The sequence below is a fragment of the Clostridium saccharobutylicum DSM 13864 genome (assembly GCF_000473995.1).
GTDB lineage: Bacteria > Bacillota > Clostridia > Clostridiales > Clostridiaceae > Clostridium > Clostridium saccharobutylicum.
On the sequence record NC_022571.1, the window covers coordinates 50,221 to 65,240 of the forward strand.

General features: G+C 30.0%; 11 protein-coding genes. 9 read left to right on the top strand and 2 right to left on the bottom strand.

Annotated features, from left to right (window positions below):
• Positions 1 to 77 precede the first annotated feature (77 nt).
• From CLSA_RS00210 to CLSA_RS00225, 4 genes are all read left to right on the top strand, one after another.
• Positions 78 to 860, top strand: a complete 783-nt coding sequence (locus CLSA_RS00210; RefSeq protein WP_022743414.1) for an SDR family NAD(P)-dependent oxidoreductase — start codon at positions 78 to 80, stop codon at positions 858 to 860.
• A gap of 446 nt (positions 861 to 1,306) precedes the next feature.
• Positions 1,307 to 2,356, top strand: coding sequence for a glutamine-hydrolyzing carbamoyl-phosphate synthase small subunit (gene carA, locus CLSA_RS00215; RefSeq protein ID WP_022743415.1), 1,050 nt, complete (start codon positions 1,307 to 1,309; stop codon positions 2,354 to 2,356).
• A gap of 13 nt (positions 2,357 to 2,369) precedes the next feature.
• A complete protein-coding gene (gene carB, locus CLSA_RS00220; RefSeq protein ID WP_022743416.1) occupies positions 2,370 to 5,579 on the top strand; it encodes a carbamoyl-phosphate synthase large subunit in 3,210 nt (1,069 codons plus the stop codon).
• 425 nt (positions 5,580 to 6,004) lie between these two features.
• Positions 6,005 to 6,241, top strand: coding sequence for a hypothetical protein (locus tag CLSA_RS00225; RefSeq protein WP_022743418.1), 237 nt, complete (start codon positions 6,005 to 6,007; stop codon positions 6,239 to 6,241).
• A gap of 79 nt (positions 6,242 to 6,320) precedes the next feature.
• Here CLSA_RS00225 and CLSA_RS00230 read toward each other — a convergent pair whose 3' ends face one another.
• Positions 6,321 to 7,430: an HD-GYP domain-containing protein gene (locus CLSA_RS00230; RefSeq protein ID WP_022743419.1), complete on the bottom strand. Its 1,110-nt coding sequence runs from the start codon at positions 7,428 to 7,430 to the stop codon at positions 6,321 to 6,323.
• A 321-nt stretch (positions 7,431 to 7,751) separates the two neighbouring features.
• On the opposite strand from CLSA_RS00230, the gene murI reads away from it, so the two are divergent.
• From murI to CLSA_RS00255, 5 genes are all read left to right on the top strand, one after another.
• Positions 7,752 to 8,537 (top strand): glutamate racemase, encoded by a 786-nt coding sequence (gene murI / locus CLSA_RS00235; protein ID WP_022743420.1) that lies wholly within the window; start codon positions 7,752 to 7,754, stop codon positions 8,535 to 8,537.
• A gap of 296 nt (positions 8,538 to 8,833) precedes the next feature.
• Positions 8,834 to 9,358, top strand: a complete 525-nt coding sequence (locus CLSA_RS00240) for a peptidylprolyl isomerase (RefSeq protein ID WP_022743421.1) — start codon at positions 8,834 to 8,836, stop codon at positions 9,356 to 9,358.
• Positions 9,359 to 9,392: 34 nt separating this feature from the next.
• Positions 9,393 to 9,761, top strand: a complete 369-nt coding sequence (locus CLSA_RS00245; RefSeq protein WP_022743422.1) for a DUF3783 domain-containing protein — start codon at positions 9,393 to 9,395, stop codon at positions 9,759 to 9,761.
• Positions 9,758 to 10,426, top strand: a complete 669-nt coding sequence (locus CLSA_RS00250) for a helix-turn-helix domain-containing protein (RefSeq protein WP_041715968.1) — start codon at positions 9,758 to 9,760, stop codon at positions 10,424 to 10,426. The genes CLSA_RS00245 and CLSA_RS00250 overlap by 4 nt, the downstream gene beginning before the upstream one ends.
• 218 nt (positions 10,427 to 10,644) lie before the next feature.
• Positions 10,645 to 13,842 carry a S8 family serine peptidase gene (locus CLSA_RS00255; protein WP_022743424.1) on the top strand — a complete coding sequence of 1,066 codons (3,198 nt, stop codon included), beginning with the start codon at positions 10,645 to 10,647 and terminating at the stop codon, positions 13,840 to 13,842.
• A gap of 59 nt (positions 13,843 to 13,901) precedes the next feature.
• Here CLSA_RS00255 and CLSA_RS00260 read toward each other — a convergent pair whose 3' ends face one another.
• Entirely contained in the window at positions 13,902 to 14,906 is a 1,005-nt protein-coding gene (locus CLSA_RS00260) for a radical SAM protein (protein WP_022743425.1), read from the bottom strand.
• Between the last annotated feature and the right edge of the window lie 114 nt (positions 14,907 to 15,020).

Consider the following 15,020-nt stretch of genomic DNA (forward strand, 5'->3'; position numbering starts at 1 on the left):
AAATTATAAGTTAATATTTATAATTAACAATAGAGTTTTTTTGATAATTTAGAAAAGAAATATAAGAGGAAAATAGCATGAAAGATATAAATAAATATACACTAATTACTGGTGGTAGTGAAGGAATAGGATTTGAACTTGCAAAACTTTTTGCGATGGATAAACATAATTTAATTATTGTAGCAAGAAATAAGAAAAAGTTAGAGTGTACCAGAAATAAAATAGAAAAAGAATATGGAATAAAGGTGGAAACAATACAATGTGATTTATTTATGGATGGAGAGTGTGAAAAAATAATAAAATTTGTTGAGCAAAGAAGAATTACAGTTGACAATTTAATAAATAATGCAGGTATAGGTAGCTTTGGCTATTTTCATGAATCTGAAAGTGGGTTTGAAGAGAAATTAATAAATATAAATATTATTGCATTAACGAATCTTACTAAGTATTTTTTGAACATGATGATTGAAAGAGGCGATGGAGGAATTTTAAATGTAGCATCTACAGCAGCTTTTGTAGGAGGGCCTAAGATGGCTATGTATTATTCAAGCAAAGCGTATGTATTGTCGTTAACAGAAGCTCTTCATGATGAAGTAAAGGAACTAGGTGTAAGAGTAAGCTGTTTATGTCCAGGTCCAGTAAAAACATCATTTCAAGAAAAATCAGGAATAAAAAAATCAAAAAATGCAAAAAGATATTTAATGGGTGCAAATGATGTTGCTAAATATGCATATAAAAATTTTTTACAAGGAAAGGTAATAATTATTCCAGGATATAAAAATAAATTGTTGGTTCTTGGGAATAAATTTGTACCAAGATGGTTAAGTAGGAAGGTAGTACTAATGAGCAATAGTAAATAAAAAATAACGCATAAAAATTCAAAAAAGTGAATAAATATACTTTAAATAATCATGACTATATGATAATATTGATATTAGCAATTTAAATAAAAATTATAATTAAGAGAAAATTAGTAAATAAAATTATATATTAATTAAACTATCCTTATTTATCTTGACAGAGTATCATCTATGAACTAGAATAATTAAAAAGAGAAAATTAAAGAGTTAAGATGCACTTTAACTTGGTCCTGTGAGGCCAGAAAGGGAGTATAACTATGATATTTAAAAATTCAAAGAAGAATTTCATAGCTTATTTTTTGAAGTCAAATATATTGTATAAGATATATCACAGGATAGTGAAGAGAGCAGGTATACTGTAGTCTCTTTATTATCCTTTTGTTTTATATGAATATTATTCATAAGGTGTAGTTTTAGCAAAAAATATATTTGTAGGAGGCTTAAGCATGAAGGCAAAGCTTATATTAGAAAATGGTATGATTTTTGAAGGTAAAGCTTTTGGTTATCTTAAAGAAAGCGTTGGAGAAGTAGTATTTACAACAGGTATGACAGGTTATCAAGAAGTACTTACAGATCCATCATATTACGGACAAATAGTAACTATGACTTACCCTTTAATAGGTAATTATGGAATTAATCTTGAAGATATGGAATCAGATTCAATAAAGGTAAGCGGTTTTATCGTTAGAGAAAAATGTGATTTACCAAGTAATTTTAGATGTGAATTAGAATTAGAAGATTTTTTAAAACAAGGAAAGGTTATTGGATTAGAAGGGGTAGATACAAGAGCTTTAACTAAGGTCTTAAGAAATAGCGGTACAATGAGAGGCATCATAGCATTAGAAGATGTAAGTGATGAATATGTTAAAGAAAGAATAGCTGGATTCTCAACTAAGGATGCTGTTAAGACTGTTAGTACAAAGAGCGCTTACACAATTGAAGGTACTGGAAAGCATGTAGCTATAATGGATTTTGGAATAAAGACTAATATAATAAGAAATTTCAAAAAGAGAGGCTGTAAGTTAACAGTATTCCCAGCAAGTGCTACAGCAGAAGAAGTTTTAAGCGTCAATCCAGATTTAGTATTCCTATCTAATGGCCCTGGGGATCCAGAAGATTTAGATTTTGCAATAGAGAATATAAAGAAAATAGTTGGAAAGAAACCAATAGTGGGTATTTGTTTAGGACATCAATTATTGGCATTAACTCTAGGTGGAAAAACTGCCAAGTTAAAGTTTGGACATAGAGGATGTAACCACCCAGTTAAAGATTTAGAAGCTAATATGGTACATATAACTTCACAAAATCATGGGTATGTAGTTGAAAAATTACCAGAAGATATAGAAGTAACTCATGTAAATATAAATGATGGGACTGTAGAAGGAATGAAACATAAAACTTTACCAATATATTCAGTTCAATTCCATCCAGAAGCATCTGCAGGTCCAAGAGACAGCGAATATATATTTGATAAATTTTTAGAGTATGCACTATAGGAGGTTATAAGAAATGCCATTAAATAAAGATATAAAAAAGGTTTTAGTTATAGGATCAGGTCCAATAGTTATAGGTCAAGCAGCAGAGTTCGATTACTCAGGAACTCAAGCTTGTGAAGCATTAAAATCAGAAGGTATAGAGGTTGTACTTATAAACTCAAATCCAGCAACAATCATGACAGATAAAGAAGTTGCAGATAAAATTTATTTGGAACCATTAACACTAGAATTTGTTGAAAAAGTTATAGCTAAAGAAAGACCAGATAGCTTACTTGCAGGAATGGGTGGTCAAACAGGACTTAATCTTGCGGTAGAATTAAATGATTCTGGAATATTAGAGAAATACAATGTTAAAGTTATCGGAACATCTATCGATTCAATCAAAAAAGGGGAAGATAGAGAATTATTTAGAGATATGATGAATGAAATTGGAGAACCAGTTATAAAAAGTGAAATTGTGACTGATTTAAAATCAGGAATGGATTTTGCAAATAAAATTGGATATCCAGTTATAGTTAGACCAGCTTATACATTAGGTGGATCTGGCGGCGGTATTGCTAACAATGAAGAAGAACTTGAAACCATATTAAAATTAGGACTTCAATTAAGTACAATAGGTCAAGTTTTACTTGAAAAGAGTGTTAAAGGATGGAAAGAAGTAGAGTATGAAGTAATGAGAGACTCTTATGGAAACTGTATTACTGTATGTAATATGGAAAACATCGATCCTGTAGGAATACATACTGGAGATAGTATAGTAGTTGCACCATCACAAACTCTTTCTGATAAAGAATATCAAATGCTAAGAACAGCATCAATAAATATAATTAATGCTGTAGGTATTGAAGGTGGATGTAATGTACAATTCTCATTAAATCCAAATAGCTTCGAATATGCAGTTATAGAAATTAATCCTAGAGTTTCAAGAAGTTCAGCTTTGGCATCAAAAGCAACAGGATATCCTATTGCAAAGCTTGCAGCTAAAATTGCCCTTGGATATGGATTAGATGAAATAAAGAATGCTGTAACACAAAAAACTTATGCATGTTTCGAACCAACACTTGATTATGTTGTAGTAAAAATACCAAAATGGCCTTTTGATAAATTCTTTGGAGCTGATAGACAGCTTGGAACAAAGATGATGGCTACTGGTGAAATTATGGCAATTGGTGCTAACTTTGAGCAAGCATTTTTAAAGGGAATTAGAAGTTTAGAAATTGGAAAATTCTCTTTAGATCATAAAAAGTTTAAAGAATTAAGTATGTCAGAACTTAAGGAAAGAGTAATGGCTCCAGATGATGAAAGAATCTTTGCATTAGCAGAAATGTTAAGAAGAGATTATATGGTAGATAGAATAAACAAAATTACTGGAATAGATATGTTCTTCTTAGAAAAGATTAAATGGATTGTTGAAGAAGAGCAAAGATTAAAATTAAGTAAGATAGAAGATTTAGATAAAGAGTGGTTACACAATCTAAAGAAAAAGGGATTCTCTGATAAGGCTATATCAGATATGTTAGGAGTAAGTCCTGATGATATATATAGATTAAGGGATATTTGGAATATAAAGCCTTCATATAAGATGGTTGATACTTGTGGAGGAGAATTTGAAGCATTATCCCCTTATTATTACTCAACTTACGAACAATATGATGAAGTTGAAGTATCAGATAAGAAGAAAGTTATAGTTTTAGGATCAGGTCCTATAAGAATAGGTCAAGGAATTGAATTTGACTATGCTTCAGTACATTGTGTAAAAGCGTTAAAGAAGCTTGGAATTGAAACTATAATAGTTAATAATAATCCAGAAACAGTAAGTACTGACTTTGATATATCAGATAAATTATATTTTGAACCGCTAACAGAAGAAGATGTTTTAAATATAATTGAAAAGGAAAGACCAGATGGAGTAATACTTCAATTTGGAGGCCAAACAGCTATTAAGCTTGCAAACTTCTTAAAAGAACAAAACATCATGACTCTTGGAACTACAGCAGATCAAATTGATATGGCTGAAGACAGAGAAAAGTTTGATGCATTGTTAGAAAAATTAGGAATATCAAGACCAAAGGGTAAAGGAATATGGTCAGTAGAAGAAGGATTAGAAGAAGCTAAAAAATTAAAGTTCCCAGTACTTGTTAGACCTTCATATGTAATTGGTGGTCAAGGAATGGAAATAACTCATGATGAAGAAGAATTAACATTCTACTTAGAAAATGCTTTTGTAAAAGATAAGAAAAATCCAATTCTTATAGATAAATACCTAATGGGTAGAGAAATAGAAGTAGATGCTATATCTGATGGAGAAAATATATTAATACCAGGTATCATGGAACACTTAGAAAGAGCTGGAGTTCACTCAGGAGATAGTGTTACTATGTATCCAAGCCAAAATATTTCTGATAAGATAAAGGCTGATGTATTAGAATATACTAAGAAATTAGCTTTAGAAATCGGAATAAAAGGTATGATAAACATTCAATTCATAGAATTCGAAGGAAGTCTATATGTAATTGAAGTTAATCCAAGAGCATCAAGAACTGTTCCTTATATTAGTAAGGTAAGTAATGTTCCAATAATAGATTTAGCTACACAAGTAATGCTTGGAGCTAAGTTAACAGATTTGGGATATGGCACAGATGTATATCCAGAACCAGAATTAGTTTCAGTTAAGGTTCCAGTATTCTCAACTCAAAAGTTGCCTAACGTTGAAGTTTGTTTAGGACCTGAAATGAGATCTACAGGAGAAGTTCTAGGAGTAGGTAGAAATGTTAAAGAAGCTTTATATAAGGGATTTGTTGGAGCTAATATGTATCCATCAAAGGAAAAAGGCAAAATATTAGCAACTATAAATAAACATGATAAAGCAGAATTTTTACCAATAGCAAAAGATCTTGCACAAGTGGGATATAAGTTCATTGCTACTACAGGAACTTGTAAGCTTCTAAGAGATGCAGGAATAGATGCAGAAGAAGTTAGAAAGATAGATGAAGAAGAACCCAATATATTAGATATTGTTAAGCAAAGAGAAGTAGACTTAGTAGTGAATACACCAACTAAGGGAAATGACTCAAATAGAGATGGATTCTTAATAAGAAGAGCTGCAGTTGAAAGAAACGTAGGAGTAATAACTGCATTAGATACATTAAGAGCAATTGCAGATGTTGAACTTGAAAAGCTTGATGAGAATAAAAATTTAGAAGTATTCAATATAGCAGAATAAAAAGTTTTAATATAATTTTATAATTAAATTTAGGCACATGAAAATAAATAACAAGTCCAAAGCTACTATGAATATTTTTCATCAGACAAGGAAGCAAAGTGCCATAATAGTAAGCATATTATGGGATTTTGCTGGCGCAGAATGGTGGAAAATAGGATAGCAGATGGACTTGCTATTTATTTGATTGTGTCTTAAAAGCCTTCAAATTTAATTTGAGGGCTTTTTGTATGTTATAAAAATTATTAATACTTTTAATTTAGGATTAAAAGTATCTAATGAGTAAATTCATTAATTATATATTTAATATTAATTGTGAGTATTGATTAATTTTGTTTAGAAATGCGGTTATTTTGTATAGTTGACAAGTGAACATACGTTCTGTATAATGTAATTCATGAACGTATGTTTGCTAGGGGGCGTGTATTATGAAAGATGCAGGAAATTTTTTTGTAAAATTAAATTGTAAAAATATAGACAATATTCGAAGTTTGATAATAGATAGGCAAGAAAATTATACAAATCAAAAGGAAAAATACATAATGTGTGCTGGAAAGTATGATAAGAATGGTTGGACACTAGTATTTAGAGCAAAAACCTTCAAGGAGGCAGAGGAACTCGCAAATCTTAATCCATTTATGAATAACAGAATTAGAGTAAGTTGATTTACATATTTAAGATTATAGGAATAATAACATTTATATAAATATAAAAAGCTACTTTGTATCTATTAAAGTAGCTTTTTTATATCTCGTACTGGATATTAGAAATAACAATTGAAAGTGTATCTATCAAATTAATTTTACGGCCGATATCATTTGAACGATCACTTTTAATAATCTTGACAATGGGGCGAAGAGGAAAGTTTGGAAGAGTTTCTTCAACTATTCCAATATCACCATTACTAAGACTAACAATTGTTCCTTGAGGAAACGGAATTATTATTTTACAAAAAACATCAACCATATCATAATCAAATAATGTGCCAGCGTTAGACATTAGATATTCTAACGCATCACTTGGACACATGGCCCTTTTATATGGTCTATCAGAAGTTAATGCATCATAAACGTCAGCGATACTTACAATTCTTGCTAAATAGCTAATGTTTTCTCCATCCAGTTTATTAGGATAACCTAGCCCATCAAATCTTTCATGATGTTGTAATGCTATTAGTTTAATATGTGAACTTAAGTCAAAAAATTTTCCTAAAAAGTCATAACCATACTGTGGATGATACTTTATTATTTCAAATTCTTCATTGGTTAACTTTCCGGGTTTTTGAAGAATTTCACGTGGAATAAATGCCTTTCCAATATCATGAATTAATGCTCCTGTGCAAAGATTAATTAAACTTTTTTTAGGTAAGTTCAAGCTAATCCCAAGGATTATAGATATTACAGCAACATTTACACAATGAGCATATGTATAATTATCCATACTTTTTATATCTACCAATGAAACTAATAAGTTTTTATTTGATAGTATATTTTCAATTAATTCTTCAGATATACTGTTAATTGAATTAAAATAATTTTGTTCCTGTTTTGTATAATCGTTAAGTCTACGCTTTTCAAATTTATGATTGGATGCAATTCTTTCTATATCGGAAAATGTTTCTTTTATTACAGATACAGATTTTTGTCTTAATTCTGGTTTTATAACATCTTCAATCTCAACTGAGCTATATTCGTCAACTATGTAAAGTGAAAATATTTTAAGCTGTTTGATTCTATTTATTCTAACATCGTCTAATGTAGAACCAGCTCGAAGTAAAGCACGCCCATCATCACTATATATTGTTTTTCCTAATATTGAATTTTCTCGTACACATTCAATAGGAATTAATCTCATAGTTATATACCTCACCACATTAATAATCTTTATTATATCATAAAAGCGGAACAAATTATAAGAAAAAAAGAAGTAATTGTTAAAAAATAAGTAATTATAGGATTTAAAGTTTATACTAGACTTAATTATATATTTGTATATTTACATATTAAATTATGTTAAGTTTTAATTTCTATATTTTATGATAATTGAAGAAGTGTTAATTTGGGTATGAACTTTAGTTAAATATTAATTTTAAATAATTTGCATGTGGATTTATTGTAGATAAAGTAATAAAATATTTAAATAGAGAATTTTTAGAAAAAATGGAGTGAGGAGACTTTGAATATTAAAAATAGTCCCATAGGATTTTTTGATTCTGGGGTAGGTGGATTAAGTGTGATGAAAGAAGCTATTGCCATTATGCCAAATGAAGACTTTATATACTTTGGAGATTCACAAAATGCTCCTTATGGAACTAAGGAGTTAGAGGAAGTTAGAAATCTTACATTAAATGTAGCAGATTTTTTCATGAAAAAGAAAGTTAAAGCTATAGTAGTAGCATGTAATACAGCAACGAGTGCTGCTATTGAATTACTTAGAGATAAATATAAAGATACTATAATAATAGGTATAGAGCCAGCATTAAAACCTGCAGTTAAACTTAATAGAAAAGGCAACATAATAATAATGGCAACACCTATGACTTTAAGAGAAAAAAAGTTTAAATCACTTATGGAAAAATATAAAAATGATTGTAGTATAGTGTCATTACCATGTGCAGGTTTAGTGGAATTTATAGAACAAGGAATACTTGAGGGTAAAGAGCTAGAAAATTATTTGAAAGAAAAGCTTAAACCGTATTTAAGTGAAGATATAGCAGCGATTGTTTTAGGGTGTACACATTACCCATTTATAAAGAATGCATTATCTAAGGTTGTTGGACATGATGTGCCGCTTATTGATGGAGGAGTTGGAACGTCTCATGAATTAAAAAGAAAGCTAATAGAGAAAGCGTGCTTAACTGATTCAAAGGAAAAAGGAAAAATAATAATTTATAATTCAACTAATGATAATAAAATTATAGATTTCTGTTATAATTTAATCAATGCGGAAAATTCAAGGTGATTTTAAGGGGAAATTACCTAAGTAAATTAGATTTTCGCTATTATTACTTAGGTACCTGTATTTTAAATATATGAATTTTAATGCAGAATTTAGACAATAATATTTAGGCACATTCAAATAAATAACAAGTTCATTTGTCAGCCTATTTTCCATCATGCTGCGTTGGCAAATTGCCCTAATAGGCATGCTAGGAGAGCAATTCACCTCCTTGTCTAATGAAAAATATCCATGGCAGATTAGACTCGTTATTTATTTTCACGTGCCTTAATATCTATAATTGAAGGGAGAAATATAGAATGAAGAATCCAATTATTACAATGACTATGGAAAACGGTGGGGTAATTAAAGCTGAATTATATCCAGAAGTAGCACCAAATACAGTAAGAAATTTTGTTGATTTAATTAATAGAGGATTTTATGATGGACTAATATTCCATAGAGTTATACCAGGTTTTATGATTCAAGGAGGATGTCCGGAAGGCACTGGAATGGGTGGTCCAGGATATTCTATTAAAGGTGAATTTACATCAAATGGATTTAATAATACATTAAAACACTCAAGAGGTGTATTATCAATGGCTAGAGCTATGCATCCAGACTCAGCAGGAAGTCAATTCTTTGTTATGGTAGCAGATGCTCCACACTTAGATGGTCAATATGCATCATTTGGTAAAGTAATTGAAGGAATGGAAGTTGCTGATAAAATTGTAGCTCAAAAAACTGATGTATATGACAGACCTTATGAAGATCAAAAAATAAAGAGTGTTGTAGTTGATATGCAAGGTGAAGAAATTAAAGAACCAGAAATAATAGAAGAATAATATTCATAAAATAAATAGGAAAAGAGGTGTTTATATGGCAATAAATTATCAATGTATATTAGCATATGGATTAACGCAAGAGGAACTCGACAAGATACAAAAGAGAAGATTAAAAGTGAAAGAAGTAACTAATGAGAATGCTTCAATGAGAATAGTAGATATTTTGTGCGAAGAAAGCAAAGAAAATACTTATGCTGAATTGCCAGTAAATGAAAAGGCACTTATTTTCAATGGATATAATGATAAAGAATTAAGAAATGCCATTAAATTTATTAGAACGTTTATAGAAGGTGGAGTATTGGCTGTAGTTACAGAACAATCTAGTAAATGGACGTTTAAGGACTTAATGGAACATCTAATAGAAGAAAGAGAATGGTACAAAGCAAAGGGGCAATTAAAGTGAGTCGTGTAGGAGAAAATATAAAACAAGCTAGAGAAAAAAATGGAATGACAGTTAAAGTTTTAGCTAAAAAGTTGGGTGTGGCAGAAAAATATTTAAATGAAGTTGAAATGGGAAGAAAAGTTGCACCTGAATCATTTATAGATAGAGCAGCTAAACTTTTAAAGGCCGATTTAAATGATATAAGTATGGTAGTTACAGATGAGGCATTAATGGAGGAAAAGAAAACTTTAAGAGAACTTCCAAAGAAAAAAGTAGAAAGTTCAGAAGTTTGGACAGATGCTTTTTCATCAGTTCTTAGAAGTGTTCCAATATACGATTACTCATTATCTAATAAAAAGGGATTTAAAGAAATGCCTGTTCATTCAAACAAAATAGAAGGTCATCCGCAGGATAAGGTTTTCTATGTAGAAATAGAAGATGATGAAATGAATGGATTTAGAATGTTAAAAGGTGATGTAGCATTTGCGCACACTGTAAAAGAAGTAAGTAATAATGGATTTTTCTTAATTGACTATAAAGGACAAAGAAAGATAAGACAAGTAAAAGTTTTAGGAAATTCAAAAGTGCTTTTAGTTAGCAATGCAGGAAATTTACTTACTGAGACTATGGAAGTAAAAGAGTTAAATGTAATCGCTAAATTAGAAAAAGTTGAAATTAAACTTTAATAATATATAGCCAAAATATAAATTGTAAGTTTGACTTATTATTTTATTTCATAGATCTAATATAACTAGATATAACAGACTGTTTCAAAAATTATTATTTTGAAACAGTCTATTTTAATTTATAAAATTTTGCTTAATGACAATTAGATTTTTTGTTATGTGAAAATATTTAATTGCATAATATAGTAGTGTATATAATTAATAAGGTTGTGGTTATTATGCCAAATTCAGTTGAAGAATTAGCATCTAAAATAGATACATCATTAGGTTTGCTTACTAATGTACCTAAAGCAATATTAGATAATTTAGGTTATAAGTTTAATGTGGGAAAAGAAGAAAATATCATCGAAGTTACAATTTTATATAGGGATACTCCAGAAAATATGAAAAGCGTAGTGGAAGGTTTGGGAGGAGTATTTGAGGATTTAGGATTTAATTTTGGAATAGTAGATTTACCCTTAGACAAATTGGATGATTTAGCTAGAAGCAAAAGTGTGCAATATATAGAATTACCTAAAAATTTGTATGAAGCAGATGCAGCAAGTAATATAGCGTCTTGTGTTCCAGATGTAGTTTCTAATTATAAAGTTTCAGGAAAAGGAGTTTTAATTGGATTTGTTGATTCAGGAATAGATTATACCCATCCAGCATTTATGAATAACCAAGGAACGACAAGAATAGAATACATTTATGACTTGAGTGATGGGGGAAAACTTTATAATAAGCAAACTATCAACGAAGCAATAAAAGCACCAAATCCATTCTCAATAATACCATCAACAGATCTTTCAGGTCATGGAACTCATGTTGTAGGAGATGCTTGTGCTGGAGGAAATATTAATCCGGAATATAAAGGAGCAGCACCAGATGCATCAATAGCAATGGTTAAAGCATCAAGAGGTGTTTCAATATTAAGTTCACAAATAATGAAAGGTCTTAGATTTTTAGTAGAGAAAAGTAAAGAGTTGAATATGCCATTGGTTGTTAGTCTTAGTTTAAGTACTAATAATGGAGCACATAATGGAAGTAGTCTATTAGAACAATATATTAGGACAGTGGCAAATTTAGAGCGAGCATCTATTGTTATTGCAGCTGGAAATGAAGGCGATGCAGGACATCATACAAGTGGTATTTTAAAATCAAATCCAAATCAAACATTTAATATAGCAAGTGATGAAACTGCAATTGTTATGAATTTATATAAGCCTATTTTACCGGAAATAACTCTTACTATAATTAATCCTACAGGGAAAAGCAGTGGAGTGATAAAGATACAAGAAGGTTATATTCAAGGTAAAATTGCAAAAGATAGATTTGATATATATGTATCAGGTGCAAGACCATTTCAATTAGAGAGTGAAATTCAAATAATAATTTCTTCACCATTAGGATATTTAGCTGAGGGGGTATGGACTTTAACAATAGGTGTTACTAATAATTACGATGGGGAATATTCTATTTGGCTTCCGGTATCTGAAGGACTTAATCCTCAAACTAGGTTTTTAGAACCAATTACATTTAATACTCTAGGAATACCAGCAACTGTTGATAATATAATTGCAGTTGGAAGTTATAATCCTATATTAAATAATATTTCTTCATTTAGTGGAAGAGGAAAGCAAGATTCTGGAGGTAGAGTAAGACCAGATTTAGTTGCGCCAGGAGAAAATATAATGGGACCAGTTCCTAATGGAAGCTATGATAGTAAAACAGGAACATCTATGGCTGCTCCACAAGTAGCTGGGATTTGTGCATTAATTATGGAATGGGGAATAATTAAAGGAAATGATCCATATCTATTTGGTCAAAGACTAAAATATTATCTAATAAAAGCAGCAAAGCGAACACGATTAGACGTAGTTTATCCTAATCCATCATGGGGATATGGACAAGTATGCGCGCTTGATAGTCTAAACTTAATTGAAGAGGATTTAAGTGCCATATTAACTAGGGGGAATAAGCGATTTTATGATGCCAATGCACCAGTAACAAATTCAATATATGATAAATATAATATATATAGAAAAAATATTAAGGAGAAAATTACGGTGAATATAAACACTAGGCAAACTACAGCTAATGTGGGAAGATTAAAAGTTCAATGCTTTAAAAGTGATGGGTATATTCCAGTTGACGGAACTAAAGTAACTGTAAGAACATCAGTGCAATCCGATAATGTAAATAGCATTGAATTAGTCACAAATGTATCTGGATTAACACAGGAAATAGAGTTGCAAGCACCACCAATAGAATATTCCTTAGATGAAAATAGTAATCAAACACCATATAGTGCATATGATATAACAGTTGAGCGAAGTGGATTTAATCCAATAGTAATAAAGGGGTGTCAAATATTTCCGGGGCAGGTTGCTTATCAAATATGTAATTTAAAAACTAGTTCAGGGCGTGGAATGTATAGACAGGAAGTTATAGAAGTGCTTCCAAATAAGTTAAACGGTAATTATCCACCAAAGATTCCAGAGGATGTAGATAAGCCATTACCTAAACCAAGCTCAGGAGTTGTACTTGCTCAACCTGTAGTTCCAGAATATATTATAGTTCATCAAGGAAGTCCAAATGATGACTCAGCACCAAATTATAAGGTCCCATTTAAGGATTATATTAAAAATGTTGCTTCTTGTGAAATATATTCAACTTGGCCTAAATCAACTATAACAGCAAATATTTTTTGCATGCTATCATTTACGTTAAATAGAATTTATACGGAATGGTATAGAGGCAAAGGAAAAAACTTTGATGTTACAAGTTCGACTGCATATGATCATGCATTTAATTATGGTAGGAATATATATGATAGCATAAGTGCAGTTGTTGATGAAATTTTTTCCACATATATAAGGAGGGTTGGAAAAAAGCAACCTCTTTTAACTCAATATTGTGATGGAAAGAGTGTTACATGTCCAGAATGGTTAAGCCAATGGGGAAGTAAATATTTAGGTGATCAAGGTAAATCACCATTTGAAATATTAACAAATTATTATGGGAATGATATTGAACTAGTTACAGCAGAAAAAGTTGCAGGAAGTCCTAAATCTTATCCGGGTAATGAGTTAACTATAGGTTCATCTGGAGAATCGGTTAGAACAATACAAAATCAATTAAATAGGATATCTAGGAATTATCCTTTAATACCTAAAGTTTCTGAAGATGGACAATATGACGCGAAAACTGCAGAGGCAGTAAGAGTATTTCAAGAGACATTTACACTACCAAAAACAGGAGTGGTTGATTATGCAACTTGGTATAAAATATCAGATGTTTATGTTGGTGTAACTAGAATAGCAGAGTTAAGAAATGAATTCAGACAGGAAAGTATACTTGGAAAGAATATATTTATACCTCCAATTATGCCTAACTGTGGCATTCAAAGAGATATTCCAGAATTTTATTATTAATTTTTTTTATTATATATAAGGCACATTCAAAAAATAGAAGGACATATAAATACAACCTTCTATTTTTTTATGCCCTCTAAATTAAAGGATGGAATAAAGTCTTTAATATTAGAGCCTTCTTCTTGAATAAATCCATTTTTTATTCCGATATCTAAAGCATAGTTTATTAAACTATCATAATGTTTAGGATTAAGCGTTTTATTTATCTCAGGATAATCACAAGCTTTAAACATAGGAACGTATTGATTCATTAAACTAATATAAATATTATCCTTATATCGATTATAAAGAAGATCTACAATTTTTTTTGAATCAAAAAGAAGTCCTGGTAACATCAAATGTCTTACAATAACACCTTTAATTATATGGCCTTTTTCATTAAATTTAGGAGAACCAACTTGATTAATCATTTCATCAATTATTTCAATAGCATTAGATGCATAATTATCAACTTTAGAATATTTAACTGCGTATTTATCATCAAAATATTTAAAGTCTGGAAGGTAAACATCAATGTATCCACTTAACGCTTTTATAGTTTCTATGGAATCGTAACTATTTGTATTATAGAGTATAGGTATATTTAATCCATTTGATTTGGAAATCTTTAATGCTTCAATTATTTGAGGAACATAATGAGTAGGTGTAACTAAATTTATATTATTTGCTCCTTTTTTTTGAAGTTCTAAGAAAATTTCCGAAAGCCTTTTAATTGATATTTCCATTCCGATAACCAATGGCTTGTATTTTGAAGTTTTGTTATCAGAATTTGAACATGATGCAGATACATTTTCTATATGGCTTTGGCTTATATCATGATTTTGACAAAATACACATTTAAAATTGCAATGAGAAAAAAACACAGTTCCAGAACCATTTCCTTCTGAAATAGGTGGTTCTTCCCAAGGATGCAGAGCTGCTCTAGCAACTATAATTTTATTTGAAGCATTACAAAAGCCTAATTTGTTATCATTTCTATTAACTTTACAGCTTCTATGGCAAAGGTTGCATTCATTGAGCATATTTAATGGGTTATCTTCAGCTTTAGTAATAGCAGATTTCATATTTATTAACTCCTTTATTTATAACGTATAATATATATTGTTCTATCTGATTATTATATATAAATTATATCATATGCAGAATATAAAATTTGAAATTCATTGTATAAATAAGGA

What these genes read in the sequence shown, in the direction of transcription:
- CLSA_RS00210 (WP_022743414.1), top strand. Translation starts at nt 78, where the DNA reads ATGAAAGATATAAATAAATATACACTAATTACTGGTGGTAGTGAAGGA.
- CLSA_RS00230 (WP_022743419.1), bottom strand. Translation starts at nt 7,430, where the DNA reads ATGAGATTAATTCCTATTGAATGTGTACGAGAAAATTCAATATTAGGA.
- CLSA_RS00225 (WP_022743418.1), top strand. Translation starts at nt 6,005, where the DNA reads ATGAAAGATGCAGGAAATTTTTTTGTAAAATTAAATTGTAAAAATATA.
- carA (WP_022743415.1), top strand. Translation starts at nt 1,307, where the DNA reads ATGAAGGCAAAGCTTATATTAGAAAATGGTATGATTTTTGAAGGTAAA.
- CLSA_RS00240 (WP_022743421.1), top strand. Translation starts at nt 8,834, where the DNA reads ATGAAGAATCCAATTATTACAATGACTATGGAAAACGGTGGGGTAATT.
- CLSA_RS00245 (WP_022743422.1), top strand. Translation starts at nt 9,393, where the DNA reads ATGGCAATAAATTATCAATGTATATTAGCATATGGATTAACGCAAGAG.
- CLSA_RS00260 (WP_022743425.1), bottom strand. Translation starts at nt 14,906, where the DNA reads ATGAAATCTGCTATTACTAAAGCTGAAGATAACCCATTAAATATGCTC.
- CLSA_RS00255 (WP_022743424.1), top strand. Translation starts at nt 10,645, where the DNA reads ATGCCAAATTCAGTTGAAGAATTAGCATCTAAAATAGATACATCATTA.
- carB (WP_022743416.1), top strand. Translation starts at nt 2,370, where the DNA reads ATGCCATTAAATAAAGATATAAAAAAGGTTTTAGTTATAGGATCAGGT.